Source organism: Sphaerisporangium aureirubrum (assembly GCF_042658925.1).
Taxonomy (GTDB): Bacteria; Actinomycetota; Actinomycetes; order Streptosporangiales; family Streptosporangiaceae; genus Sphaerisporangium; species Sphaerisporangium aureirubrum.
In genome coordinates this window covers 19,106-45,691 of record NZ_JBHSRF010000032.1, presented here as the reverse complement: position 1 = coordinate 45,691, position 26,586 = coordinate 19,106, and the positions used below count along the sequence as shown (strand labels likewise).

Genomic DNA, 26,586 nt, shown 5'->3' with positions numbered 1-26,586 from the left:
AAGTGCATTGGCCTCAAATGATGCTAAAAGTAAGCCCGCGCCAGATTTATGCTCTGGAACGCGCCCGCCAATGTGATCGCGACGAGGGGGTGGGACCGTGGCGGGGGAAACAGCGGAATGATACGTACGCGTTACCGGTGGGCGCGTGGCGGACGACGCCTGCGACCTCTGGCATTGATCGTGTAGTTTCTTGCGTTATGGCCTTACAAGAAAGGCGGGCCGGTATGGATCGCCGGACGATTATCGGTGATCGATACGAGCTGGATCCGCTGTCCCGTCGGTCCGGAGGGATGGGGGAGGTCTGGTTCGGCTATGACAAACGCCTCGACCGGCCGGTGGCGGTCAAGTTCATCCGGATCGACAGGCTGCCCGACGGCAAGCCGGACAAGGAGCTCACGCAGCGGTTCGTCCGGGAGTCGCGGATCACCGCGCGGCTGGAGCACCCCGGCGTCCCCGCGGTCTACGATTGCGGATCTCGCGGCGAGAACCTCTACCTGGTCATGCAGCACATCGACGGCTGCTCTCTGTCGGACCTGCTCGACGAGATACGCGAAGCCGGTGAGATCCCCGTCGAATGGGCGGCCGCCGTCGCCGCGCAGGTGTGCTCCGTCCTGTCCGCCGCCCATGCCCGGTCGCTGGTGCACCGGGACCTCAAACCGGGCAACATCATGCTCTGCCCCGACGGCACCGTCAAAGTGCTCGATTTCGGCGTGGCCGCGGCACTGTCGTCCAGCGAGACCAAGCTGACCCGGACCGGCGTGGTCCTCGGTACTCCTGATTACATGGCCCCAGAACAGGCTGCCGCAGACATCGTCGGGCCGAAGACCGACCTGTACTCGCTCGGCGTGGTGCTGGACGAGATGCTCGCCAAGAACAACCAGTTCAAGGGCGACACACCGCTCGCTTCGATGCGCAACCACACCGACCGGTCGCCGCAGTCCTTGCGCGCCCGCAGGGACGGTGTTCCAGAGGAGCTGGAACAGCTCGTCCTCCGGCTGCTCGCCAAGAACCCCGATGACCGGCCCGCCTCCGCCGACGAGGTATACGCGGAGTTGCTCACCTTCTGCGAGGAACTGCCGCCGTTCCCGGGATACGTCGATCTCACCACGCCCTACCCATTGCGCATGTACGCCACTGTGGTCGGACGCGTCGGCCCACCTTCGCGGGCACAGGCGAAGCAACGGAACGAGCCGGTACGGCCTCTGACGCCGGCCGTGCCGATTGACGTCCATGAGATCGCGATGACCCGGAAGCGGGCGGAGGCGCTCAAAGCCGAGTCCCGGTTCGGCCAGGCGGCCGAGGTGCTGGCCGGGCTCATGGAGACCGTCGTCGGCGCGCTCGGTTCGCGACACCCAGACGTGATCGAGATACGCATCGAGCTCGCCGACGTGCTGTTCCTTGGCGGCGACTACCGCCGTGCCGCCCCCGCCTTCGCCGAACTCGCCTCGGACCTCGCCGAGAGCGGAGGTCCGGCGGACGACCTCGTGCTCCGTTGCCGGCTGATGGAGGCGAACTGTCACGCCGTCGTGGGCGAGACCAGCCTGGCGCTGGCACAACTCGGGCAGCTGCTCGACGACGAGAAGAGCTACGGCGTGGACGAGGACCGCGTCCTGGAACTGCGCCGGCAGATCGGCCTGCTCGAACTGGGCTCCGGCAACCGCTTCCAGGCGCGACGCACTCTCGGTGATCTGCTGCCCGACCTCGAACGCCGGTACGGCCCGCGCCATCCCAATCTGCGCAAGGTCCGGGATGTGCTGCACGGCATCGGTGACGAGAGCTGACAACGATTCCCGGGCGAATGCTAACGCCCATGGGCGGGTAGCCGATGGACCCTTTAGCGTGTATGGCAAGGATTTTCACCAAGGAGTGGCGTGGCGAAGCTCGGGATCTACAAGGAGTTCCTCCGGGATTTCAGCAAGCTGGAACGGTCCGTTCAGGACCGTGTCGAGGACGTCTTCGCGAAGTTCGAGCAGGCCACACACGCCGGACTGCACCTGGAGAAGTTGCGCAACGCCCTTGACGAACGCTTTCGCACCATTCGCATCGACCTCTTCTGGCGCGGCGTCATCCTCGCTCCGGAAAGCGGGGACACCTTTACGTTACTGAAGGTACTCCCGCATGACGAGGCCATCGCCTGGGCCGAGCGTCGGCGAGCCTCGGTCAACGCGGCGACCGGACGCATCGAGATACGCGACGTGGCGGCGATCGACGCCACGCTGCCCGACCTCGTCCGTCACTCCGCCACGACATCGGAACTACTGTTCAAGCACGTCGCCGATGTCGATCTGGCGCGGCTCGGCGTCGACGAACAGACGTTGGCCTTCGCGCGGGCGCTCACCCATGTCAGCCAGTTGGAGGCCTCGGAGGCGTTCCTTCCGCAGAACCAGTGGCATGTTCTGTACGGCCTTGCGGCCGGTCTCAGTCCCGAGCAGGTGTGGGCCGAACTAGGCGCCGCGCCGACGCCGAAGCCCTACGACACCGAAGACCTCGCCGCGGCTGTGAAGCGCACCCCCGAGCGGGTGGTGCTGGTCGACGGGCCGCGGGAACTCATGGAGGTGTTCCGTCACCCCTTCGCGCTGTGGCGCGTCTACCTGCACCCCGCGCAGTACGAGATCGCAAACGGTACTTTTGGTGGTCCGGCGCGCGTCACTGGAGGGCCGGGTACCGGCAAGACGGTCGTGGCTCTGCACCGAGCTCACCACCTGGCACGGCTCGGCTCGGGTCCCGTCCTGGTGACCACGTTCACCTCGACGTTGTCGGCGTCCCTGGAGGCCGGGATGCGGCTGCTGGCCGACTCCGCGGCGGTCCGTGACCGCGTCGAGGTGCGTCACGTCGACCAGCTCTCCTACCAGATCTTCGCCGAGCGGCATGGGCGGCCTGCGATCCTGCGGGACAAGGAGGAGAGGGAGATCTGGCGCCGGATCGTCAAGAGGCTCGACGTGTCCTTCACCGAGACGTTCCTGGCCGAGGAATGGCGACATGTGGTGCTTGCCCAGCGGGTTACGAACGCCGCCGAGTACCTGGCCGCCAAACGTGAAGGTCGGGGGCGTCGGCTCGGCACCCGGCAAAGGGCCGAGCTCTGGCAGGCGATCTGGGAGTTCGAAGAGGAACTGAAGCGTCGGCGCGTCTGGACACACGAGACGATCTGCATCGAGGCCACCAGGCTGCTCGACGAGCGTGCCGACAAGCCGTACCGGCACATCGTCGTCGACGAAGCGCAGGACCTGCACCCGGTGCAGTGGCGGTTCCTGCGCGCAGCGGCAAACGAAGGGCCGGACGATCTGTTCCTCGCCGGAGACACACACCAGCGCATCTACAGCAATCGCGTCTCGCTGCGGGACGTCGGCATCAGGGTTACGGGACGATCGTCACGCCTCACCGTCAACTACCGGACAACGGCCGAGATCCTCGGCTGGAGCCTTGGCATGCTCCGCGGCGAGGCCGTCGACGACATGGACGGCGGCCTCGATTCGGTGGCCGGTTACCGGTCGCAGGTGCATGGCTATCCGCCTGAGCTGCGCGGATTCCGCACGCAGAAGGAAGAACTGGACGCGCTCCAGCGGAAGGTCCGTGAATGGCGTGATATGGGGGTCGAGCCAGAGGAGATCGGCATCGCGGCGAGATCCAACATGTTGGCGGATTCCGCCGTCGCCGTCCTCGTCGAGGCGGGTATGCCCGCCCATTCTCTCGCCAAGGCGCCGGGCGCCGACGGGATGGTGCGCGCCGGGTCCATGCACCGGATGAAAGGGCTGGAGTTCCGGTGCGTCGCGGTCGTCGGGGTGGGGGAGCACGCGATGCCCTCGTCGAGCGCTGTCACCCCTCTTGAGGAGGACGCGGTGACCTATGTTCAGGATCTGCAGCGTGAACGTTGCCTTCTGTTCGTCGCGTGCACCAGGGCCCGGGAACGGCTTTATGTCTCTTGGCATGGCAACCCCAGTCCCTTTCTGGACGGTTTCACCTCGTGACTTCTGGTCATCGTTCGTTTGTAAGCGTGTGGCAACCCCTAATCGACACACCGTCAACCTGAAGGCAGGTCATGGCCAAGCTCTCGGTACTTCTCCACCAGATCGACAATGGCACTGTGCTGCTTCCGGAGTTTCAGCGCGGCTACGTATGGAACCGTGACCAGGTGCGTGGGCTGATGCGCTCGCTCTACCGTGGATACCCCGTAGGCGGCTTACTGTTGTGGGAGACCGAGCCGGACCAGACCGCCGTGCGGGGCGGAGCGACGGACGGCGGAGTGCGCTCGCTGCTGCTCGACGGCCAGCAGCGCATCACCTCCCTCTATGGCGTCATCCGAGGCCACGCGCCGGCGTTCTTCGAGGGTGATGCCGCCGCGTTCACCGGTCTGCGGTTCAACGTGGAGGACGAGAGCTTCGAGTTCTACGCGCCGGCGAAGATGCGCGACGATCCCCGGTGGGTGGATGTCACCCGCCTGTTCACCCATGGGCTGGACCCGTTCATCAAGGACTTCGGTGCCATGCCGGAGAAGTTCGCGATCTACCTCGGGCGACTCAACCAGTTGCGGCAGCTCCTGGAGCGGGAATTCCATGAGGAGAGGATCACTGGACCGGACAAGGACGTCGAGGTCGTCGTCGACATCTTCAACCGGGTCAACTCCGGTGGTACCGCCCTGTCCAAGGGTGATCTGGCGCTCGCGAAGATCTGTGCCCATTGGCCGGCGGCTCGGCAGGTCATGCGTGACCACCTTGAGGGCTGGCAGGACAAGGGCTTCGACTTCTCGCTGGACTGGCTGCTGCGCAACACCACCGCTGTGGCGACAGGGCGTGCAGTCTTCACCGCCCTCGACACCATCCCCGCCGACGAATTCGAAGTGGCCCTCGCCAAGTCGGTGGGATACGTCGGGAACTTCCTGGAAGCGGCGTCCGGCCGCCTCGGGCTCGACCACGACCAGGTGCTGATGGGCCGCTACGCGATACCCGTCATCTCCCGTCTGCTGCACCTCAGCCCCGGTGGCCGCTTCGCCGATGCCGCCCACCGGGACAAGGTGCTGTTCTGGTACGTCCACTCCGCCCTGTGGGGCCGTTTCGCCGGGTCGACCGAGACGGTGCTCGCCAAGGACTACGAGGCGGTCAAGGATTCGGGCGTCGATGGGCTCATCGCGTCTCTGGAACGCTGGCGCGGTGGCAACCTTGAGATTCAGGCTCATGACTTCGAGGGGTCCACGAAGGGGTCGCGCTTCTACCCGCTTCTCTACCTGCTCACCAGGGCCAAGGGAGCGCGGGACTTCGGCAGCGGCCTGCCGCTGCGGGCGGAGATGCTGGGCAGACTGAACTCGCTTCAGGTTCATCACATCTTCCCCAAGGCCGTGCTGCATAAGGCCGGGTACGACCGGAGCGAGGTCAACGCCATCGCTAACTTCTGCTTCCTCACCCAGGACACCAACCTCGTCATCGGCAAGCGCACTCCCGAGGAGTACTTCGTCGAGGTCGAGGGGAAGCACCCTGACGTGTTGGCCTCACAGTGGATTCCAGACGATCCCGACCTGTGGCGAGTCGAAAGGTACCCTGATTTCCTCTCTGCCCGGCGGGAGCTACTGGCCCAGGCCGTGCAGTCTTTCCTCACCGAACTGCGCAACGGTGCCATGGCCCAGGCCGAGGAGCTCGCCCCGGTCAGCGTCGTCGCCGATGAGCGCGACGACGTGCGCGTGGCGCAGGTCAAGGCCATGGCCGAAGAGTTGGTACGGCTGGGATACGCCGAACCGGCCCTCGACAGCGAGATCGCCGATCCCGCGACCGGTCGCGCCCTGGCCGTCGCCGAGGCTTTCTGGCCCGATGGGCTGCAACCGGGGCAGGGCAGGCCGGTGATCCTTGAACTCGACCCGGAGGCCGCCGACCTGCCGCGGCTGGAGGAGCTGGGGTACGAGGTGTTCACCTCGGTCGACGCGCTGCTCGGCTACGCCACTCGCCGCAACGAGTCGGCCGCGGGCGTCGAAGCGGTGGTCGAGCAGGCAGAGGTGGCTCCCGACGTGCGCCGGTCGGCGGGAGGGGCCGACGCCGAGTTCGACAAGGCCATGCGCTCGATCTACGACCGCGCACGCCGCGAGGCGAACCACCATGCCGGGTACTTCCTGAGCATGCTGGCCGAACATGGCAGCCTGGCGACGGCCCGTAAGCTCCTGCACGCTCCCGCCGTGAGCGACGGGTTCGCCGCGCTGTGGGAACGAGGCCGCCTCGACCTCACTGTGGAAGCACTGGTCATCCAGACGCGTTTCGCCGATCTGTTCACTCCAGCGGAGATCGACATCGCCCAGCACCGTCTCGCCCAGTTCGGCCACCAGTGACCGTGACCTCTTCAGGGCGAGATTCGTGATGGATGAGCCACCTACTGTGTGATCGCGAGCATGAGTTGGGCGGCTGTCGGACGGGTGCGCGAGTCCTTGCTGAAGGAGGCTGCCACCGCATGCCGAAGTGGCTGGGGCAGGACGGATACGTCGGGATGTCGGCTCAGGATCTGGTGGGAGACGGCGTATATGGTGGGGCCGTCGAATGCCGGACGCCCGGTCGCAGCGAAATATATCGTGGACGCCCAGCTGAAGATGTCGGAGGGATGGCCGACCGGGTGCCCGGAGACCTGCTCTGGGGACATGTACGCGGGGGTGCCCTTGACGCCTCCGATCGTTGTAGTGACGTTGTCGAGTGCTTTGGCGATGCCGAAGTCGATCACGCGAGGGCCGTCAGGCGCGAGAAGGACGTTGGCCGGCTTGAAATCCCGGTGGACGATGTTCGTGCTGTGGATTCCTCTGAGAGCGGCAGCGGTGGAAATGGCCAGGCGAGTGATGCCATCTCCGTCCATCCTCCGCCCGGAGCGGATGTAGGTCTCCAGCGAAGGTCCGTCGATGTATTCACTCACTATGTACGCCACATCACCTACGATCCCCTTATCGATGATCGGCACGGTGGCGAAAGGTGGGACCCGCTGTGCTGCGGTGACCTCTCGCAGGAACCCTTCGCGTTCGGCGGTTCCAGTTCCCATCCGGGTGTGCAGCACCTTGACCGCGACGCGTCTGCCGGACGGCGTGAGGCCGAGATAGACGACTCCCTGCCCGCCGCCACCAATCCGGTCGATCAATTTGTACGGCCCGAGGACACGGATCGGCTGGGTCGGCGTGGGCGCGTTGCTCATTTCAGGGTTCGCGCGCCCGGAGCGAATGGGAAAGCGCCGCCGGAAGACCGCCTGCCTCAGGACGAAGGCATGGAATGTGCCACCCCACCACGGCCCCAGCGACCAGGTCCAAAAATAAACCTGTGCCCGCCAGTCCGTATTTGGTAGTCGGTCGAGCGGTGCATTGACGACGACGAAGACCGCGAGCAGGATCAGGTAGCCGACGGCGGCCAACCCTAGGTTCCGGCTTCGGAGTCTTATCGCGGCGGAACCTATCACCACGCACGTGGCGAACCCGAGCGTGAGCAGAGGTACCAGCGCCCAGATGTAGCTCAGGGGGACAGCGAGCCCGGTGGGCCCAGCCACGTTCGGACGCTGCTCGCCAGGCGAGTGGACAGGTTCCGAACCACCCCACGGATCCCATGACCAACTCCCGGACGCCGATGCAGGGCGGGAGTTTTGGGAAAGGAGGATGAACTTCGGCGGGAAGACATGTTTCCTCACGATGAGTGCATGCAGGGTGCCTCCCAACATGGGCCCGAGAATCCAGGCCCATAGGGCTGCCTGATTCTGCCAGTCGTCCGGCCCGAAGTCGCGTATTCCGGCGGTCGACACGAACGCGGCAAGCACGGCCAGGTAGCAGCCGGCGGCTATGGCCATCACCCGGCTTCTGGTCCGGTAGGCAGCAAAACCGAAGACGACCGAATTCAGCAAGCCGAATGATATGAGAGGAACGACTGCCCAGACGAAACTGAGCGCGTCTATGAGCGGGTGGCGGGCATGCGTCGGCCCTGCGGAGTTGCGCAGCTGATCGCCTTCAGTGGCCACAACGAGAATCCTAGGGAATGTGGGTTGGTAGCCGCACGTATGTATGAAAGTCCTCTTCGAGCCACCCCACCGCCACCAGGGAGAGGAGTTGGCGTTGACGACGGCGTCGACCTGCTGCTCGGTGATGTCTCCTTGGACCAGCGTGACTCTCATGTGTCCTGTCACCTCCCGACCCTAGGACGTGGAACCCTTGCCGAGGAGATGCCGGTTGGCTCTACGCTGCGGCTGACGGCGAACAGTCCCGGTGAGCGACGAGCAGGATCGGCCGGATCGCATCCTCTCGGAGACCTTGGACTCGGGATTCGCCCTGCGCCTGATGCTCAAGAACATGTGCATCGCGGTCGAACTCGCCGAAGCCACCGGCGCCCCTCCAAGACTGGGCCGCGCGGCCACCGACCTGTGCTCCGACGCCGCCGCCCACCTCCTCCCACCGCCGACCAACGCGATCGTGAAGCGACTACGTCAGCTGCCGGAGGAGCGTCAGCCCTTTAGTCGTACCAGGAGAACGACGACGGTGCTGCCGTCCCCACCAGCCCGCCCAGGAGGCTGATGCCCTTGGCGACCACCGAGCGGCGGCGCAAGTCGAGTGCTCAGCCGAGAATCCGGGCGAAGCCCTCAGGGGTGACGATGGGAATGCCGTACGCGCGCGCCTTGCGGGCCTTTCCCGACAAGGTGTCGGGGTCGGCCGCGACCACCAGGCGGACCTTCTTGGTCACACCGCCGTGCGGCAGACAGCCCGCGTCGCGGGCGCGCAGCTCCCAGGCATCCCTTCCGCCCTCCATCTCCCCGGTGAAGACGACGAGATCACCCGGCCGCAACGTGAACCGATCGAGAGCGGCCGGAGCACACGTGGCGGCCTCGTTCAGCGCGTCCCGCACCGCCGCTGCGGGCAGCCGCAACAGTCCGGCGACGAGCCCCAGCTCGTCACGCTCGGCATCCGTGACCACGCCATCGGCCAGCGCCGCCCGCGCCAGCGCGGCGAGATACCGCCCGTGCAGCCGATCCAGATCCGTCCGGCACAGCCCCAGCGCGGTCGCCAGCTCGACCAGAGCATCGGCCTCCGCAGCCGAGATGTGATGATCCAGGAGTACTTGGTCGAGCAGGGCGAGATAGCGATCGGCCTGAACGGGCTCCGCCGTCTGCGGCATCCGGTCGAGAACCCGTGCGAGGAAATGATCCTGCCGTTCGGCCGCCACCCCTCTGCGCACCCCCGCGGCATCGGCCACTTCGGCCGCAGGCCAGTCGGCGGCGACTGCGGCACGCAGCGCGACCGGCCAAGGGGACGTCGGCCGTGTCACTTCGAGATAGCGACATAACAGCCCCGCCGCGGCCCGCGCGTCGATGAGCGCGTCGTGGTGGCCGTCGAGAGGAACGTCCGCCACGGCGCAACAGCCTGCGAGATTGCGCGGCGCGTCCGGCAGGAACCGCCGCGCCTCCGCCATCGTGCACACCCCGATGCCCGCCAGAGACGGAACCGCCACACCGGTACGGTCGAACTCGGCCTGCAGGAACCCTGCGTCGAACCCGAGATTGTGCGCCGCCGGCACCCGCCCCCGTAGCAGGGCGAGCACCGTCCCGGCGATGTCCTTGAACTTGGGCGCGTGCCGTACGTCGGAAGCGCTGATCCCGTGGATGTGCTGCGGCCCGAGGTCACGCTCTGGATTGACCAGAGTGCCCCATTCCCCGGTCACCCGCCCCTCCAGATCGACGTGGACGACCCCGATCTCGACGACCCGATCACGCCACGAGGGCCGCAACCCTGTCGTCTCGACGTCGATCACCGCGTACCCGGCCGGGCTGTCCACCATCCGTCTGTCCTCCTAAGCGCATGACCCCCTCGGAAAAATGTCACGCGAGACCAGAACACACGGACGAAAGCCCCGAAGTGTGATGCTCCCGTAACAGAGCGTCCGCTTCGCGTCCGAGCCTGGTCTGGTGACCGTCAAAGGAGGCATCCCACCCTGCGGCGGGGCGGGGGCCACGCGCTCAAGATCCTGGACGGCCTGGGGTCACGCGGCGAGGCCGCCCATGATGAGGTCCACGATCCGGCGGGCGAGGTCGTGGACCTCGGCGGCGGGCTGGCCCTCGATTCTGCGGTACCAGATGTCGACGGCGTTGAGGTTGGTGAGCAGGGTTCTGGTGGCCAGGGCGGCGTCGACGCCGCGGAGGGAGCCGTCGGCGATGCCTTCCTCGACGACGCGGCGGAACATCTCCTCGTAGCCGCTCCGGAGCCGGTTCAGGGCGAGCAGGGTGTCACGCTGGCGGGCCTTGAGCGCGATCGACACCTCGCCCCGCACCGCCTGGTGGATGACGTTGTGGTAGGCGAGGTCCTCCATCAGGTTGAGCTCGTGCGCGATCGACATCGCCACGAGCCGGTCGCGGGCGGTTCCCTGCCCGTGGGCGTGGGGCTCGACCCGTTCGCGGACACGGCGCATGCCCTCCTCGTACACGCCGAGGAAGATGTCGAACTTCGACCGGAAGTGGTAGTAGACGAGGCCCTTGGTGGCCCCCAGCTCGTGGGCGATGTCGTCGATCGTGGCGTTGGCGAACCCGCTGCGTGTGAACGCCTCGGCCGCGGCGTCGAGGATCCTTTCCCGCGCGTCGGGCACCGATCCTGGGCTCGCGGTCACACCGGTTCCTCCTTGCTGGAGCGGGTCGTCCTCACCGTCGCCCATTGTGACGGTTGACACTTCAAGATGTCTGACTTTAACGTGATACTCAGTAGTATCCCACGTTAAAGCGCCTATGCGTGAGCCCGCCACCCCCCGGCCTGACAACCGGAGATCGCACCGAGACACCGCACAGAACGGCTGCATCCGGAAGGGCGTCCCCCCATGACGACGAAAGAGCTACTACACGAACTCGCCACCAAGAAGGCCATGACCCGGTTGTTGCCGGTGCTCGGCATCACCTACTTCATGTCCTATATCGACCGGGCCAACGTCGCTCTCGCGAAGACGGCGCTGGAAGCCGATATCGGGATCAGCGCGGCAGCCTACGGGCTCGGCGCGGGCCTGTTCTTCGTGAGCTACGCCCTGCTGGAGGTGCCGAGCAACCTGATCGTCTACCGCATCGGTGCCCGGGTGTGGATCGCTCGTATCGCGGTGACATGGGGCGCGGTGTCGGCCGCCATGATGTTCGTGCAGAACGAGCTGTCCTTCTACATCCTGCGCGTGCTGCTCGGCGCCGCGGAGGCGGGCCTGTTCCCGGCCATGATGTACATGGTCACCCTGTGGTTCGCGCAGAGACATCGCGTGACGATCGTGGGCCTGATCTACACGGCGCCCGCTGTCGCGATCTTCATCGGATCGCCCATGGGTGGCGCGCTGATGAAGCTGGACGGCGTGGCCGGCCTGCACGGCTGGCAATGGATGTTCCTGGTCGAAGGGCTCGTCACGGTACTCGTCGGCGTGGTGGTCTGGTTCACCCTGCCCGGCCGGCCCGCCGACGCGAAATGGCTCACCGAGGAGGAGGCCGCCGCGCTCACCGAGCGGGCCGAGGCGCAGGGCACCCCGTCGCCGACCCGGGTACGCGGGCACCTGCGCCTCGCGTTCGGCCGCCAGTTCGTGCTCATTCTCGCCGCGATCTACTTCGTCAACCAGGCGATCGGCTCCGGCGTGGGCTTCAACTTCCCGGCGCTGGTGCAGTCGCTCGGCATCGACGACCCCTTCCTCATCGGGCTGGTGGCGGGCAGCGGCGGTGTCGCGGCCCTGGCGGGCGTGCTGTTCTTCCCGTGGCTCCGGCGCCGCTACGGCCATGAGGTGCCGCTGATCGGCGTGTGCGCCGCCGGAACCCTGATCCTCATGCTCTGCTTCCTCGTCTCCACGAACCCGGTGCTGAGCATCAGCCTGATCTTCCTGTCCAGCTTCTTCGGCATCGGCACACTGCCGTTGTTCTGGTCGGTCGCCATGTCCCGCATGTCGGGCCTGATGGCCGCGGCGGGCCTCGCCTTCATCAACATGCTCGGCATCACCGGCGGATTCGTCGGCCCGTACGTCTACGGCCTCATCGAAGAGGCCACCGGCAGCCTGCTGTCGCCGTACTACGTCATCGTCGTGGCCGCCGCCGTCAGCCTTGCCATGGTTCCCCTGCTCGCGCTGTCGATCCGCCGGGAGAAGGTGCGGGATACCGTCGCGACGCCGGAGGAGCAGGCCAGGCCGGCCCCCGCGTAGACGGCGGCACGGGACATCGACCACCAGGGAGGACCGATGCCACTTCGCTGGTCAGGCGCCGTGCTGGCGGCGTTGCTCGCCATCGTGACCACCGGCACGCCGGCGGCCGCGGACAGGCCGCTCAGGTACGTGGCGCTGGGGGACTCGTCGGCCGCCGGGCCGCTGATCCCGAACCAGATCGACGCCACGTGCCTGCGCTCCGACCGGGGCTGGCCACAGGTGCTCGCCCCGCGCCTCGGTGCCGTGCTCACCAACGTGACCTGCTCGGGCGCGAGGACGCCCGACCTCGCCGGCCGCCAGTTCGGCACGGTGGCGCCGCAGTTCGACGCGCTGCGCCGCGACACCGACCTGGTGACACTCGCGATCGGGGCGAACGACATCAACATGGGCGCGGCCTTCGTGACCTGCGCCCAGCCGGGCCCCGTTCCCACCGGGCCGACCTGTCAGGAGCGCTACACGGTCGACGGCGTCGACCAGTTCGCCGCCCGCATCGACGAGACGGCACCGAAGGTGGCCGCCGCCCTGGAGGAGATCCACCGCAGGTCGCCGCGGGCCCACGTCGTCGTGGTGGGCTACCTGACGTACTGGCGCCCCGGCGGCTGCTACCCCGGTGACCCCTACACCCCCGCGGACGCGGACTACCTGCAGGCGACGGCAGACCGCGTGATGGCGATGCTGGCCCGGCAGGCGAGGGCCCACGACGCCGTCTACGCGGACATCCGCACACCCAGCGCCCGCCACGGCCTGTGCGAGCCCCCCGCCCGGCGCTGGCTGGAAGGCGCCGTCCCCGCCGCTCCCGCGTACCCGTACCACCCGAACGCCACCGGCATGGCCCACGCGGCCGCGATCGTCTCGAAGGCGGTGAAAGACTGTGACCGGCACCGATGCCCTCGGCTTTGACCGCCGGCGGCTCGCCCGGATCGACCGCCACCTCGCCCGCTACGTCGACGACGGCAGGCTCGCCGGCTGGCAACTGGCGATCACCCGTCACGGGACCCCCGCCCACCTGGCCGCCTACGGTCACCGCGACCGCGAGGCCGGGCTCCCCGCCGACGGCGACACGTTGTGGCGTGTCTTCTCCATGACCAAACCGATCGCCTCGGTGGCCGCGATGACGCTGTGGGAGGAGGGGGCGTTCGAGCTCACCGACCCGGTCAGCCGCTGGATTCCCTCCTTCGCGGACGTCCGGGTGTACGACAGGGGCTCCGTCAACGACGTCGTGACGGTTCCCGCGACCGAGCCGATCCGGGTGTGGCACCTGCTCTCGCACAGCTCCGGGCTGACCACCGGATTCATGAACACCACGGTGGTGGACGCCCTGTACCGCCGTGCGGGCCACGCGATCGGGTACCCCGACGGCGCCACCCTGGCGTCCGTGTGCGATGACTTCGCCGCTTTGCCCCTTCTGTTCCAGCCGGGAACCGCATGGGCTTACGGCGTCTCCACCGACGTACTCGGACGGTTGATCGAGATCTGGAGCGGCGAGACCCTGGACACCGCGATCGCCGAGCGCGTGACCGGCCCGCTGGGCATGAACGACACGGTCTGGTACGCCGACGAGAAACGCGTGGACCGGCTGGCCGCCCTGTACGGCCCCGACTCCCTGACAGGCCGGGCCGTCCCGCTCACCGAGCTCGGCGCCCGCGTCCGCACCCCGCCGCCGGTGATGTCGGCCGGCGGGGGGATGCTCTCCACCCTCTCCGACTACGTACGGTTCACCCGGATGCTCGCGGGCGGCGGCGAGCTCGACGGTGTGCGCGTACTCTCCCCCCGGACCCTGCGGCTGATGACCGCCAACCACCTGAGCGCCGACCTGGGAGCCCTGTCGACCGGCGGATTCACTCAGACGAACTTCGACGGCATAGGCTTCGGCCTCGGATTCGCCGTCGTGATGGATCCCGCGAAGTCGCACAGCGTGGCGTCCCCCGGCGAGTACTACTGGGGAGGCGCAGCCGGGACGCTGTTCTGGATCGACCCCGCGGAAGCCCTGACCGTCGTCTTCATGACGCAGCTGCTCCCCGTACGCCATGCACAGCTGGTGCCCTCAGGGGCGTATCCGATCCGGGCACAGCTCCGCCAGCTCGTCTACAGCTCCCTCGTGGCCTGATCGGGGCCCTTGAAAATCGATCGCGGAACCGGCGGGGGGCCCGCACACTGAGCGATGTGGAGAGAACCGTCACCGCCCTGGTCACCTGCGGCGAGCAGGACGTCGGCACCGTCGGGCCGTTCCCGGTGGCGGTCCCCTGGTGGGCGGAGGCCGGGCCGGTCGCCGAGCGTCTCGAAGCCGAGCTGGGCGGGCCCGTCGTCGTCCTGCGCCTGGTGAGCGTCGAGGGCGGCGAGTCCCCGCGCGGCGGCCACGTGACCTACCACGCCGAGCTCCTCGGCGACCCCCGCCGAGCCGGGCGGCGTACCCTGAACCAGTTCTCTCCCGCCGTCTCGGCCGCCCTGCGAGCCGCCCAGGACCGGCGCTCCGCGTGGGCCACGCCGCACGGCGTACGGGACGCGCTGGCCTGGGCCGACGAAGCGCTCCGCGCCGCCGGGCGGCCCGCTCTCGGCCGGTTCCGGCAGGTGAAGACATGGAACCTCGCCGGCCTGTTCCGCATCCCCGCGCGGGGCGGCCCGGTCTGGCTGAAGACCACCCCGCCCTTCGCCACCGACGAAGCCGCCACGATGACGGCATTGGCCGCGACCGACCCCACCCTCGTCCCCTCCGTCCTCGCCGCCGACCCGGCCGCGCACCGGATGCTGCTCGACCACGCCCCCGGCGAGGACTGCTGGGATGCCCCCCCGGACGTGGTCCGGGAAACCATCACCCGCTTCGTCGCCGCCCAGGCGACTACCCCCCACCCCCCGAGCGTTCCCCACCACCCCCTGAAAACCCTCCCCGACCGCCTCGCCCCGGTGATCGCCCGGTCAGCCCTGACCCCGCACGAGCAGGACCAGGCCCACCGGCTGCTCGACGTCCTCCCCGGCCTGCTGGACGAACTGGCCGCCTGCGGCCTCCCCGAGACCGTGGTCCACGGCGACTTCCACAGCGGCAACTGGCGCTCGACCGGCGAGAACACCGTCGTCCTGGACTTCGCCGACGCGCACATAGGCCACCCCGCCCTGGACGGCCACCGCGTCGGCAAGGCCATGTCCCCCACCGGCCGCCGGACAGCGACCAAAGCCTGGATCGACGCCTGGCACGACCACGCCCCCGGCTCGGATCCATCCCGCGCGCTCGAACTGGCCGACCTGTACCAGAACCTGTTCTACGCGGTCCGCTACCAGGAGTTCCTGGACGGCATCGAGCCCAGCGAACACGTCTACCACGCAGGCGACCCGGCGGCCGAACTCCGGGAAGCCCTTCGCACCGCACCTCGGCAGGTACCGCGGTTCGGCTCTGGGCGGACCGGCTGAACGGCGCGGCGCGGGCTGTCATGATGGCCGGGTGAGCGGGAACATGGCGGTGCGCCGGCTCGACCTCGGGTACTTCATCCGGCCCGCGTCCGAGGCGGGCGGGCCGGAGCCCCGGGTGGAGCCCGTGCTCGCCTATCTGGTGCGGCACGACGACGGCCTGATCCTGTTCGACACCGGCATCGGGGCCGCGGACGCCGGGACCGAGGCGCACTACCGTCCCCGGCGCCGTCCGCTGCGGGACGCCCTGGCGGGGGCCGGCGTGACCGTCGGCGACATCTCCCTCGTCGTGAACTGCCACCTGCACTTCGACCACTGTGGCGGCAACCCTCTGCTGGGCGGGAAGCCCATCCTGGTGCAGAGTACGGAACTGGCCACGGCCCGCGGCGGCGGCTACACCGTCGACGAGCTGGTCGACTTCCCGGGCGCGACCTACGAGGAACTCGACGGAGAGACCGAGGTCCGGCCAGGAGTCTGGATCATCCCGACCCCCGGGCACACCGACGGCCATCAGTCACTGGTCCTGCGACGCCCCGACGGCAGCGTGATCCTCGCCGGTCAGGCCCACGACTTCGCGTCCCATTTCGCGTCCGACCACCTGGCCCGCCAGGCCGCCCTCCACGGCGCGGGACACCCCGTCCCGTCGTACCGGCCCTGGCTGGAGCGACTCGCCGCCTTCGACCCGCGACGCGTTCTCTTCGCTCACGACTGCTCGATCTGGGAACCGTCCCACATCGACTTCTAGACGTGTCGTGGTGCTGGGCGGGATCAGCCGATCTCGCCCAGCACTCCTGCACCCGGTTTCGCCGGATTTCCAGGTGGACGCTCTCAGGCGAGCGGCTTCGCGGGGCGGGCACGCACGACGTAGTTCTCGTGGTCGAATCGGCGGGTTCGCCGGCGGAAGGCGCGGGTGAGGCCGGGCCACAGGGTGGTGTTGCGGCCACGGGCGTCGAGGTACCAGCTTCTGCAGCCGGACGCCCACACGGTGCCGGCGAGCCTTCGCTGGACGTCGGACACGAATGACGCCTGGACCTCGGCGCGTACCTCCACGGCGGCGGCATCGGCTTTGTCCATGAAACGTATGGCGTCGATCGCGTAGTCGACCTGGGCCTCCGCCGTCAGCAGCGACGAGTTCTGCCCGGAGACGGTGTTCGGGCCCAGAAGCATGAAGAGGTTGGGATAGCCCTCTATGGCCGTGCCCAGGTAGGCCTTCGCGCCTTCCCGCCAGGTCTCGGCGAGCGGCCGGCCGTGCCTTCCGCGAAGGCGGCGGGCGATGGGCATGTTGGCCGCCTCGAATCCGGTGCCGAAGATGATCGTGTCGACCATGCGCTCGGTCCGGTCGGCGCTGACGATCGAGTTCCGGCGCACCTCGCGTATCTCGCTCGTCACCAGTTCGGCGTTCGCCTGAGTGATCGCGGGGAAGTAACTGCTCGACAGGATGATCCGTTTGCAGCCGAGCCTGTAGTCGGGGGTCAGCGCCGCGCGTAGCTCGGGATCGCCGACCTGCCGGTACAGGTGACGCCGCGCCAGCCATTCCACCGGCTTCAGCATGCGCTGATCGAACGTCAGGCCGAGGATGAGCGACTCCCGCCACAGGTAGACCCCGGTCCGGGCCAGCCGCTGCACGCTCGGGAGCGTGCGGAACAGCCCTTTCTCCAGCACCGTCTTGCTGCGATCCCAGCGTGGGATCACCCACGGCGGGGTGCGCTGGAAGACGTAGAGACCGGCGACCTTCGGCTGGATCGCCGGAATGAACTGAGCCGCCGAGGCGCCGGTGCCGATCACCGCCACGTGCTTGCCGTGTATGTCGTAGGAGGGATCCCAGGTCGCCGAGTGAAAGATGGCTCCGGCGAACCGCTCCAGTCCGGGGATCGACGGCGTGGCGGGCTCGCTGAGCGGTCCGGTCGCGACCACCAGGATGTCCGCCGTCAGACATCCGTTCGATGTGGTGACGCGCCAGCGAGTGGAATCGTCGTGCCATTCGGAGGACAGCATCTCGTGACCGGGACGAAGGTGCCGGTCCAGCCCGAACTCCGCCGCGCACCGCCGCAGGTATCCCTGGATCTCCGGCTGCGAGGGGAACGTACGGGTCCAGGCCGGTTCCGGGGCGAACGAGTACGAGTACAGATTGGAGGGCACGTCACTGGCGGCGCCGGGATAGACGCTGTCGCGCCAGGTCCCGCCGATGTCGTGGGCGCGCTCCAGCACCACGAAATCGTCGATGCCGAGTTGCTTGAGGCGGATGGCCATTCCCAGCCCGGCGAACCCCGCACCGACGACCACGACGCGGACATGCGGCCGCGGTGACGGAATCGCCGCGGTCGCCGGCGCCTCCGTGGCGTCCACCGGCTCGAACGGCTTCTTCGGAAGGCCGGAAAAGGCTCGCGCATTCTTGCGTGGAACGTTGAACCGGGTGAGCCTATTGTCTGGGTGGTCCAGGCCGAAACAGCCTAGAACACAGATTCCCGCCCAGCCCAATTCGCCGCTCGCGGCCAGGATAATCGCGCTGGAGCCGATGTCGACGAGGACGAACTTCCTGAGCCGCCCCGACGGTTCCCCTGGTAGGAGGGCACCGAGCCACCGCGACGGCCACTGTGCCGCGAGAATGACGGCCGCTCGAAACCGTTGCCTGATGGACAGTTGTCTTATGGACAGTTCCCTGATGGACACGCGCGAGCCTCCAACTGAGTTCTCGTGAACGGGTGATGTGCGAAGCCAACTCACCCGCGCGGCGCGTCCTTAACGTCATGTCACGCTATTAAGCCGATAAGGGAAGACGGCGAGGCTCTCGGTATGTAAGCGAATCGTTCGAGAACGCGTCATCGGAAGGACTTGATACACCTGGATGACGCGTCATAATCGCGCGACCGATATAGATGCGGCCTAGAATCGCGTGATATCCTGAGAGATCCGCCATGAGGCCATGGCGTGAATACCCGGGGAGCCGGTGGCATCGATGACCGGCGCCCCGCCGCGTGAGCCTTCTGAGCGTTGCCGCAGATCCGCGGCCGGTCTTCGATGGCTGAACCGATGCGAGAGCGCGGACTCGTGAGCTGAAATTTTCAACTCCGGCGAGCCATTCGTACAGTTCGCCTGCTCACGGTCCCGCCTCGTCTTGACCCCCTGCCGGGGCGGAACCAAACTCCGCTGGAGTGTCACCTCCCGCGCGACCGCCTGAGCGGGTCCGCATCCCCGTCGCACCCGCGTGCCGGTCCATACGGGGCGATGTCAACGCCGACGAACACAGGAGTCGATCAAGAGCCGAGATTGTTAGCGCTAACATAACCAAGGTTCATAGAGGAAGAGAAATGACGCAAGATCAGAACGAGCCCCTGAGCGGCGAGCGACGAGTGCTGAGCCGGAGAAACGTCCTGACGACGCTGGGAGCCCTGCCGGTGCTCGCGGCCGCGACGGCGGTCGTCGGGGCCCAGGAGGCCGCGGCGGCGACGGCGGTCATCGATCCGTCGACGCAGCGGCAGACGATCCGGGGCTTCGGCGGCATGGCCCACGCCGGCTGGATCGGCGACCTGACGTCCGCCCAGCGGGACACGGCGTTCGGCACCGGTGAGGGCCGGCTCGGGTTCTCCGTGCTGAGGATCCCCGTCTACGAGAACCAGGCGGACTGGAGCCGTGATCTGGCGACGGCCAAGCGCGCGGTAGAACTCGGGGCGACCGTCATCGCGTCGCCGTGGAATCCTCCCTCCAGCATGACCGAGACCTTCGTCCGCGGCAGCCAGACCAACGCGAGACGCCTCAGGGCCAGTTCGTACGGCGCATACGCCCAGCACCTGGACGCCTTCAACACTCACATGCGGAACAACGGGGTGAACCTGTACGGCATATCGGTGCAGAACGAGCCCGATTACGCGTCGGAGTGGACGTGGTGGACTCCCGCCGAAATGGTCAAGTTCCTGCGGGAGAACGCCGGCTCGATCGGCACCAGGGTCATCGCGCCCGAGTCCTTCCAGTACCTGAAGAACATGTCGGACCCGATCCTCAACGACTCCGCGGCGCTCGCCAACGTGGACATCATCGGGGCTCACCTCTACGGCACGTCCTACGCGAACTTCCCCTATCCCCTCTTCCAGCAGCGGGGCGCGGGCAAAGAACTCTGGATGACCGAGGTCTACTACCCCAACAGCACCGATTCGGCGGACCTGTGGCCCCAGGCGCTCGACGTGGGGGAGCACATCCACCGCGCCATGGTGGACGCCGAGTTCCAGGCGTACATCTGGTGGTACATCCGGCGCAGCTACGGCCCCATGCGGGAGGACGGCCAGCTCAGCAAGCGCGGCGCCACCATGGCGCAGTTCGCCAGATTCGTCCGCCCCGGTTATGTGCGGATCGGCGCGACGGCGAACCCGGCGACGAACGTCTACGTCTCGGCGTACCGGAGCGGCAACACGATCGTGATCGTCGCCATCAACAAGGGGACCGCCGCGGTGAGCCAGCAGTTCACCGTGGCGAACAGCGCCATATCCAGTGCCTCGTCCTGGCTGACCGACGCCAGCAGGAACGTCGCGCCCCAGGGAGCGACCAGCGTGTCGAACGGCTCCATCACCGCCACGCTCCCCGCCCGGAGCATGACGACCTTCGTGACCAGCGTGGGCGGCGGAACCCCCTCACCCACCCCCACCGTCACCCCGACCGTCACTCCCACCCCCACCCCCAGCGGCGGGACGGGTTCGAGCCGGGTCGCCTACACGATGAACCCCTGGAACAGCGGCTTCACCGCCAGCATCAGCATCACCAACACCGGCACCTCGACCATCAACGGCTGGACCCTCGCCTTCACCCTCCCCTCCGGCCAGTCCATCACCTCAGGCTGGAACGCCACCTACTCACCCTCCAGCGGCCAGGTCAGCGCCCGCAACGTCAGCTTCAACGGCACCCTGGCCCCCGGCGCCACCGTCGAAATCGGCTTCCAGGCCACCCACACCGGCAACACCGCCGAACCCACCGCCTTCACCCTCAACGGCGTCCCCAGCACCGTGGTCTGACCGGCAAGCCAACACCCCCGGCCGCCTTCGAGCCGCGACGCGTTCTCTCCTCTCAAGCCGCGGGTACGGAGTCCATCTCGGAGACGGCGCCGTGCGCGACGACGAGGTCGCGGTACCAGAGCGCGCTGAGCGTGGGGACGCGTTCCCGTGTGCGGTGGTCGACGCGCTCCTCGTCCCGCAGGGGCGCGGCCTCGTCCGGATGGTCCGCGTCGCTCTCGGTCACGTACAGCGGCAGTCGCGTGTACTCGGTCGCGACGCGCGTCAGCACCTCGTGCAGCGGGTCGGACGGCGCCGGCCGGCCGGCCGTCCTCGCGGGGTGCTGACCTGCCTCGAACGGCGCGGCCGGATCGTGATAGGCGATCATCCGCTCGCTCCGACGGATCCCGGCGAAGTCGGTCGGAGCGCTGATGATCTCCAGGTCGACGGTACGCACCAGCGCCCACAGGCCCAAGGGCTCCACGCAGTCCAGCACCTCGGAGCCGTGGCGGCCGTGGTAGATCGGGTCGAGGAAGAGCCGGTTGACGATGGCGTCCAGCCGGCCCGCCGCCGCCCGGTCGGCGGCGGAGTCGCAGGCGGCGACGATGTCGGTGACCCGATTGGTGATGCCCACCCGGGCCCTCGGGGCGGCCTCACGGATGGCGATCGTGGCCAGGCCGTGCGCCAGGCACAGGTGGTGCGCGGTGGCGACGGCGGCGTTCAGGTCCGTGCGGCGCGGGGCGTGCGTGCCGTGCCCGTGCGCGAGAAAGGCCGGGCACCACGGCTCGCTCAGGGTGATCCAGTGGGTCGCGAGGTCGCCCAGCGCGCCGACCGTACGGCGGGCGTAGCCGGCGAACAGGGCGGCGGTCCCACGCTCGGCCCAGCCGCCATCGGCCTCCAGCGCGGCCGGCAGGTCCCGGTGGTGGAGGCTGACGAACGGCTCGACGCCACGGGCACGCAGCCCGCCCAGCAGGTCCCGGTAGAAGCGCACCGACTCCGGGTCCAGCTCACCGCGCCCGCTCGGCTGCAACCGTGACCAGGACACCTGCCCACCGAGCGGCTGAACCTGCTGAACGAACAAGGAGATCGGCGAGTGGCTGTTCCTGTCGCACCGCACGGTCAGCACCCACCTGTACCGGATCTTCCCCAAACTGGGCGTCTCCACCCGGGCCCAGCTCCACGCCTTCGCCGCCGACGACCCGGAGCCGGGATGACGCGTCGTCGGCGGCGGTCGCCAGGATGGGATCAGCCCAGCTTGATGGTGCCGCTGAAGGCGGTCACGATGTTGCCGTATCTCTCCGCGTAGTACATGCAGGAGCCGTTCGCGCAGGTGTGGCCGATGTACACACCGACGACGTGCGCTCTGCCGTTGCTGATGTTGACGAAGTACAGATGGTGACGGAGCCGTAGTAGTACGGACCGGACGCGAGATGGTAACCCCGCGGGAAGCAGTGCCCCGCGGTGACCTGGTAGTCGTGGCCACTGGAGTCCACCATGGCGACACCGCTCGTGCATCCGATGCCGTTGCTCTCGATGGAGGCGCCTCCGTCGTGCGGGTTGCAGTCGTTGTACCGGCTACAGGAGTGGCGGCCCGCGCCGGCCTCGGGGTCGGCGTCGACGACGACCTTGCCGGCGAAGGTGCGCAGCTCGGCGGCCAGTTCGTCGGTGAGGTCGCCGCCGACGAGGGTCGCGTCCTGCCCGGCGTCGTACCAGAAACCGAACGAGTGGCCGGGGTGCCGGGCCGCGAACTCACGCAGCTTGGCCGCCGTCGCGTCGATGTCGGCCTTGGTCAGGGTGCTGCGCTTCACGGTCATCGGCACGTCCAGGTCCGATGCGTCCAGCTGTGCCAGGCTGCTCTTCGCCGAGGTCGCGGGGAAGGTGACCGTGTAGTGCCCAGCGTCGTCGACGGAGGCACCCAGCGCGCCGCGGGCCTGAGCCCAGGCCTCCACCTTGTCACCGGGGACGTTCTCGGCAGCCTTCTGGGCGATCGCCCGCTCCTGCGCCGCCGGATCGCCCTGCCCCCCGGCCGCCGGGTCCGCGCTCCGGCCAGGATCGGGAGGGGACGTCGCACCCGCACTCGCCGGAAACGCCGCGGCCGAGAGCACGAGAACCGCGACGACCAGTGGTCGCGTGACGAGGCGGCGTAAGCGTGCGGACCGGCTTTCCCTGACCGCCACGACTCCGCGTGTATGTACGAGCGCATGGTTGTGTCCACTGCCGTTTCTCCTTCACGTGCGACCATCGCGTTCCCCGCCCCTGTCCACCAGGGCTGCCACCTGCCAAGGTGTGCGATGACGCTCGTGGAGCCATGCGTCAGATGACTGCGCGCGTAACGGTAACGACTCAGACCCGCCCAGGAGCCGAACCGGAGGAGGCCGGATCACATCCCGCCCATAGCGTCGAACACGACGCGCCGTCCGCAGCCGGATCCACGTCACCCGACGGGGACGTGACCGGCCGCCGGGGTCGCGGTCGCGGGCGGGTCCTAAGGGCTTTCCGATCAGCCCTTTCCGGCGACCGCCGCGACCCGCGACCGTGCGGACCTACCCTTGTGTCAGGGGAGGTTGGCCCAGATCAGACCGTTGCGGCCAGAAGGTGCCGCGCCGACGGCCCAGATGGCACCGCCGCTCTCCAGCTGGACAGCGAGGCCACGGACGGACGCGTTCCGGTTCGGCGGGGCCGGAAAGGTGCCCGACTCGACGGTGTCGGTGCGGATGTGCAGATATCCGCTGCCTCCGCCCTTGGCGTTGTAGACGATCCAGGCGCCGCCTCTGCCGTCGGGTTCCGCCTGGGCGCGCGGCTGGATACCCAGTTCACCGCGGACCTCGAAGTTCCAGCTGGCGGGATAGCCGGCCAGCAGCAAGGTCTCACCGCAGAACTTCGCGCCGCCGCACGGCCAGGCGGCCCAGCCGACGGCCATCATCCGGCCGGTCTCACCGTCGACCGCGATATCCGTCAGCTCCGAGATCTGGCCCGGGTGCGCGGACGGGATCGCCGGAAGCGGGAACCTGTGCCAGGCCGTGCCGGACCAGCGGGCCAGCGCCGCCTTGCCTCGCGCCGAGCCCGCCGCCCACCGGCCGTCGAGCCCTTTGACCACGATCGGCGTGGGGACCTTGCGCCACGCCGATCCGGACAGGCGCCGCAGCGTGGACCGCGCCTTCCACCCGGCCTTACCGGCCGTCGGGAACGTGTTGGAGTTCTCGATGACCCACAGGTTGGCGCCGATGGAGTACGCCCGATCCACCCGGCCGTGGAGCCACCGCTTGACCTGCCAGCGCTTGCCGTCCCACCGGGCGTATCGCGACGCGCCGAACGCCCAGACCCTGGTGTCGGACGCCGACGCCAGCCGCTTCACCCGGAAGCCCGGCCCGGTGACCCGCTTGAAGGTGGACCGGCCGCCCTTCAACAGGAGCGACTCGGCGCCTGCCGATCCACGACCCGGGCGCCTCGTCCCGGCGACCCAGACCCCCCCGCCCGGCGTCACCGTCACCGCGTCGTAGGAGTCGCGGCGGTCGTCACGGACGACACTCCACTCACCGGCCGGCGCCACCGCCCCGGCGGCGGGCGCCACCGCGCCGGCGGCGGCCGGCCCCGCGATGACGGAAAAGGCGACGGCTGCCACGGTGCCGCGAATCAAAACTCCCATAAAGAGTGAGACGCGCCATTCACCGGAAAAGTTGACATGCCGGCGGCGCACGGGTCTATACGCGTAGGCGTGGCTCCTCGTGCGGGGCGGCCGACAGCCACGCACCACACGCGCCGCATACCCGGTCGGTGCTCATCGGCCACCACCCGGAACGGCGGAGACGGCGGGGGAGGAGGTGGGCTGGATGTCACGCCGCTCCACCTGCGCCGCCGCGCCGCCGCGTGTCTCGATTCCCACGCCGGCCGTCCAAGCCTGCCCCTGATCACCTGCGGCGGCGTCCTCGACGCGACAACATCATCGTGTACGCCGTCGCCGATGGGTCAGGGACCGCCCGGCGGTTCGGCACGCAGCTGACCAGAAATTCGTTCCAATACCGTCGAACTGGTCACGTGAGCTGCCCGTAGCTCCAGACGAGCGGCCGCCGCCGTAGTGGCGACGGGTCGCGATTTCCCCAGGCAAGAAGGGATCGGGCAGAGATGCGACGCGCACGTATCGCCTCGGTCGCCACCGTGGCTCTCAGCCTCATCGTGCTTCAGACCACCACGGCCTGCTCCGGCGACTCCGGCAAGCCGGACGCGGCCGCCGCCGAGCCGGTGCCGAGCGCCTTACCGGCGGAGGAACTGGTGCCACGGATCATCGCGTCGCTGCAGGCTTCCGACGCCGAGCCTGAGGCCTCCGACTCTCCGGCGCAGGTACCCGGGGACGTGGCGCCGCCGCAGGACGGCGCGCCCCCCGCGGACGGGGCCGCTCCGGCGGATCCGACGGCGTCCCAGGACGCGGCGGCACCGGCGACGATCTCGACGCCGTGGGGCCCGCTGAGTCCGGCGGACCGTGATCTGGTGGTCAAAGTACGTCTGGCCGGCCTCTGGGAGATCCCGACGGGTAGGCAGGCCGCGCGACGCGGCTTCCGGGCCGTCACCAGGAAGAACCTCGGGGAGATCGCCCGGCAGCACGAACTTCTGGACGCCGAGGTCCGGGAGGTGGCGGCGCGACTGCGCGTGCCGCTGCCCGATGAGCCCAACGAGGACCAGAAGGGATGGATGGCCGAGATCTCCGCCAAGAAGGGGCTCGCTTACGACGAGACGGCCGTCATGCGTCTGCGTATGGCGCACGGGAAGATCTTTCCCGCCATCGGCGCGGTCCGGGCCTCCACCCGCAACACGCTGATCCGCGGCTTCGCCGAGAGCGCGGCGAAGTTCGTGAACACTCACATGGGCCTGCTGGAGGGCACGGGCTTGGCCGGCGACCACGCCCTGCCCCCCGCCCCGACGGTGAGCGCGGTCCCTTCGACGGTTCCCTCGGGAGAACCCGTGCCGAGCGCCCCACCCGCGACCTCGCTGCTCGATGAGAAGGAAGGCCACCATTCCACCGACGGCCAGTGACCTCGACGCCATCGGGTACGCCACCTTCCCGGCGTCCGGTCGCTGCTGAGCCACGAAGCGACGGGCCGGGAGGTGGCCACCGGGGCGCGACCGGGTGACGCCCGGCCACCGGGCCACATCGTGGCGAAGGACATCCGGACAGAACAGAAGAGCCCCTGGCGGCATAAGCACTGGCCAGGGGCTCTTTCGAGTGGTCAAGGGTGGTAGGGCGGGTGGGACTTGAACCCACGACCTACGGATTATGAGTCAAGGCTGCAACAACAGAGAACTATGCCGCTGACATGCGCAAACTCCTGGCCGCGCCTTTGGCGAAGACTGATTTGGGCACCCATTCGGCACGATCAAGTTTCAGGGCTTCTCTGGAGCCCCGTTACCTGGGTCCCATCCTATTTGGAACAGCCCACGCCACCACCACTGGGACGGCCGCGTCCGGGAGCTGGTGGAGTTGCCGCCCTGCCCGGCCGAAGACCACCCCGAGCCAGCATCTCCGCTAGGACCGGACGACCCGGCGCCGTGCATGCTGTTCGAGCCTGACGAACCTAATTCACCCCGAGGACGAGGTCGCTCTGGTCGTTGGAGCAGGTCAGCTCGTAGAAGCCTGCCGTATCCGCTTCAGCGGTCAGGACGGTTTCCCATTTCACACCGTCGATCACCTCGTGCCCCGCTTCGTTGTAAATATTGAGGCTGACGCGGCCGCCGGGCATGTCGCAGTCCGGGATCCCTCCGGTCCCCCGCCTCCAGACGACGACCGGGTCCAATGGGGCGACGTAGATCCTTATGGTGTCGCCGGGCCGGAAGGTGGCGGCCAGCGTCATCTCCGGCGCCGGAGGTGCTGGCTCCATGCGCGCCTTCTCCGATGCCATTTGGGCGATGCAGGAGCCGATGATGGGAACGATGGCGAAAAGGAGGATGAACAGGAAGCCGCAGCCGCCCAACCCAGTGTCCGCATCCTTGAACGCGGAAACCTCGGACCACCCAACCGGGAGGCCCTGTGGGGTTATATCTCGTGGATCAGGAGGCATACCGTCAGGATCAGGAGGGGGCGGTACGGGCGGCAA

Annotated in this window: 20 protein-coding genes; 12 read left to right on the top strand and 8 right to left on the bottom strand. The window is 68.3% G+C overall.

Going from position 1 to position 26,586, the window contains the following annotated elements; translation table 11 throughout:
• The first annotated feature begins 290 nt into the window (after positions 1 to 290).
• The 3 genes from ACFP1K_RS21405 to ACFP1K_RS21395 all read left to right on the top strand — a co-directional run bounded on the left by ACFP1K_RS21405 (position 291) and on the right by ACFP1K_RS21395 (position 6,304).
• A complete protein-coding gene (locus tag ACFP1K_RS21405; RefSeq protein ID WP_380756034.1) occupies positions 291 to 1,781 on the top strand; it encodes a serine/threonine-protein kinase in 1,491 nt (496 codons plus the stop codon).
• A 90-nt stretch (positions 1,782 to 1,871) separates the two neighbouring features.
• Entirely contained in the window at positions 1,872 to 3,965 is a 2,094-nt protein-coding gene (locus ACFP1K_RS21400) for a UvrD-helicase domain-containing protein (protein ID WP_380756032.1), read from the top strand.
• Positions 3,966 to 4,036: 71 nt separating this feature from the next.
• A complete protein-coding gene (locus tag ACFP1K_RS21395; RefSeq protein ID WP_380756030.1) occupies positions 4,037 to 6,304 on the top strand; it encodes a GmrSD restriction endonuclease domain-containing protein in 2,268 nt (755 codons plus the stop codon).
• A gap of 41 nt (positions 6,305 to 6,345) precedes the next feature.
• Here ACFP1K_RS21395 and ACFP1K_RS21390 read toward each other — a convergent pair whose 3' ends face one another.
• The gene (locus tag ACFP1K_RS21390) at positions 6,346 to 8,106 is read right to left on the bottom strand and encodes a serine/threonine-protein kinase (protein WP_380756028.1); all 1,761 of its coding nucleotides are present in this window, start codon (positions 8,104 to 8,106) and stop codon (positions 6,346 to 6,348) included.
• Between the two features lie 91 nt (positions 8,107 to 8,197).
• On the opposite strand from ACFP1K_RS21390, the gene ACFP1K_RS21385 reads away from it, so the two are divergent.
• Positions 8,198 to 8,503 carry an NAD-binding protein gene (locus ACFP1K_RS21385; RefSeq protein WP_380756026.1) on the top strand — a complete coding sequence of 102 codons (306 nt, stop codon included), beginning with the start codon at positions 8,198 to 8,200 and terminating at the stop codon, positions 8,501 to 8,503.
• Positions 8,504 to 8,543: 40 nt separating this feature from the next.
• On the opposite strand, the gene ACFP1K_RS21380 is transcribed toward ACFP1K_RS21385, so the two are convergent.
• Positions 8,544 to 9,761: an exonuclease domain-containing protein gene (locus ACFP1K_RS21380; protein WP_380756024.1), complete on the bottom strand. Its 1,218-nt coding sequence runs from the start codon at positions 9,759 to 9,761 to the stop codon at positions 8,544 to 8,546.
• A 201-nt stretch (positions 9,762 to 9,962) separates the two neighbouring features.
• A complete protein-coding gene (locus ACFP1K_RS21375; protein WP_380756022.1) occupies positions 9,963 to 10,583 on the bottom strand; it encodes a TetR family transcriptional regulator in 621 nt (206 codons plus the stop codon).
• A gap of 204 nt (positions 10,584 to 10,787) precedes the next feature.
• Here ACFP1K_RS21375 and ACFP1K_RS21370 point away from each other — a divergent pair, with 204 nt between their 5' ends.
• Genes ACFP1K_RS21370 through ACFP1K_RS21350 form a run of 5 tightly spaced genes read left to right on the top strand, consistent with a single transcriptional unit; the run spans position 10,788 to position 16,269 of the window.
• On the top strand, positions 10,788 to 12,125 hold the full coding sequence (locus tag ACFP1K_RS21370) for an MFS transporter (RefSeq protein ID WP_380756020.1): 1,338 nt from the start codon (positions 10,788 to 10,790) through the stop codon (positions 12,123 to 12,125).
• A 36-nt stretch (positions 12,126 to 12,161) separates the two neighbouring features.
• A complete protein-coding gene (locus ACFP1K_RS21365) occupies positions 12,162 to 13,025 on the top strand; it encodes an SGNH/GDSL hydrolase family protein (RefSeq protein ID WP_380756018.1) in 864 nt (287 codons plus the stop codon).
• Positions 12,997 to 14,232 (top strand): serine hydrolase domain-containing protein, encoded by a 1,236-nt coding sequence (locus tag ACFP1K_RS21360; RefSeq protein WP_380756016.1) that lies wholly within the window; start codon positions 12,997 to 12,999, stop codon positions 14,230 to 14,232. The genes ACFP1K_RS21365 and ACFP1K_RS21360 overlap by 29 nt, the downstream gene beginning before the upstream one ends.
• Before the next feature lie 56 nt (positions 14,233 to 14,288).
• Positions 14,289 to 15,527 carry an aminoglycoside phosphotransferase family protein gene (locus ACFP1K_RS21355; RefSeq protein ID WP_380756014.1) on the top strand — a complete coding sequence of 413 codons (1,239 nt, stop codon included), beginning with the start codon at positions 14,289 to 14,291 and terminating at the stop codon, positions 15,525 to 15,527.
• Between the two features lie 31 nt (positions 15,528 to 15,558).
• Complete coding sequence (locus ACFP1K_RS21350) at positions 15,559 to 16,269, top strand: N-acyl homoserine lactonase family protein (RefSeq protein WP_380756011.1); 711 nt, start codon at positions 15,559 to 15,561, stop codon at positions 16,267 to 16,269.
• Between the two features lie 83 nt (positions 16,270 to 16,352).
• On the opposite strand, the gene ACFP1K_RS21345 is transcribed toward ACFP1K_RS21350, so the two are convergent.
• A complete protein-coding gene (locus ACFP1K_RS21345; RefSeq protein ID WP_380756009.1) occupies positions 16,353 to 18,194 on the bottom strand; it encodes a flavin-containing monooxygenase in 1,842 nt (613 codons plus the stop codon).
• 638 nt (positions 18,195 to 18,832) lie between these two features.
• Between ACFP1K_RS21345 and ACFP1K_RS21340 the strand changes: the two genes are divergently transcribed.
• The gene (locus ACFP1K_RS21340) at positions 18,833 to 20,524 is read left to right on the top strand and encodes a cellulose binding domain-containing protein (protein WP_380756006.1); all 1,692 of its coding nucleotides are present in this window, start codon (positions 18,833 to 18,835) and stop codon (positions 20,522 to 20,524) included.
• A gap of 52 nt (positions 20,525 to 20,576) precedes the next feature.
• On the opposite strand, the gene ACFP1K_RS21335 is transcribed toward ACFP1K_RS21340, so the two are convergent.
• A complete protein-coding gene (locus tag ACFP1K_RS21335) occupies positions 20,577 to 21,626 on the bottom strand; it encodes a family 1 glycosylhydrolase (protein WP_380756004.1) in 1,050 nt (349 codons plus the stop codon).
• On the opposite strand from ACFP1K_RS21335, the gene ACFP1K_RS21330 reads away from it, so the two are divergent.
• Complete coding sequence (locus tag ACFP1K_RS21330; RefSeq protein WP_380756090.1) at positions 21,586 to 21,714, top strand: response regulator transcription factor; 129 nt, start codon at positions 21,586 to 21,588, stop codon at positions 21,712 to 21,714. The two genes, ACFP1K_RS21335 and ACFP1K_RS21330, sit on opposite strands and share 41 nt — an antisense overlap.
• Before the next feature lie 63 nt (positions 21,715 to 21,777).
• On the opposite strand, the gene ACFP1K_RS21325 is transcribed toward ACFP1K_RS21330, so the two are convergent.
• Both ACFP1K_RS21325 and ACFP1K_RS21320 read right to left on the bottom strand, forming a co-directional pair.
• Complete coding sequence (locus ACFP1K_RS21325) at positions 21,778 to 22,677, bottom strand: hypothetical protein (RefSeq protein WP_380756002.1); 900 nt, start codon at positions 22,675 to 22,677, stop codon at positions 21,778 to 21,780.
• Positions 22,678 to 23,054: 377 nt separating this feature from the next.
• A complete protein-coding gene (locus ACFP1K_RS21320) occupies positions 23,055 to 24,122 on the bottom strand; it encodes a hypothetical protein (protein WP_380756000.1) in 1,068 nt (355 codons plus the stop codon).
• A gap of 500 nt (positions 24,123 to 24,622) precedes the next feature.
• Here ACFP1K_RS21320 and ACFP1K_RS21315 point away from each other — a divergent pair, with 500 nt between their 5' ends.
• Positions 24,623 to 25,528, top strand: coding sequence for a DUF4142 domain-containing protein (locus ACFP1K_RS21315; protein ID WP_380755998.1), 906 nt, complete (start codon positions 24,623 to 24,625; stop codon positions 25,526 to 25,528).
• Between the two features lie 539 nt (positions 25,529 to 26,067).
• Here the strand turns inward: ACFP1K_RS21315 and ACFP1K_RS21310 are convergent.
• Positions 26,068 to 26,463 carry a hypothetical protein gene (locus ACFP1K_RS21310; RefSeq protein ID WP_380755996.1) on the bottom strand — a complete coding sequence of 132 codons (396 nt, stop codon included), beginning with the start codon at positions 26,461 to 26,463 and terminating at the stop codon, positions 26,068 to 26,070.
• Positions 26,464 to 26,586 lie beyond the last annotated feature (123 nt).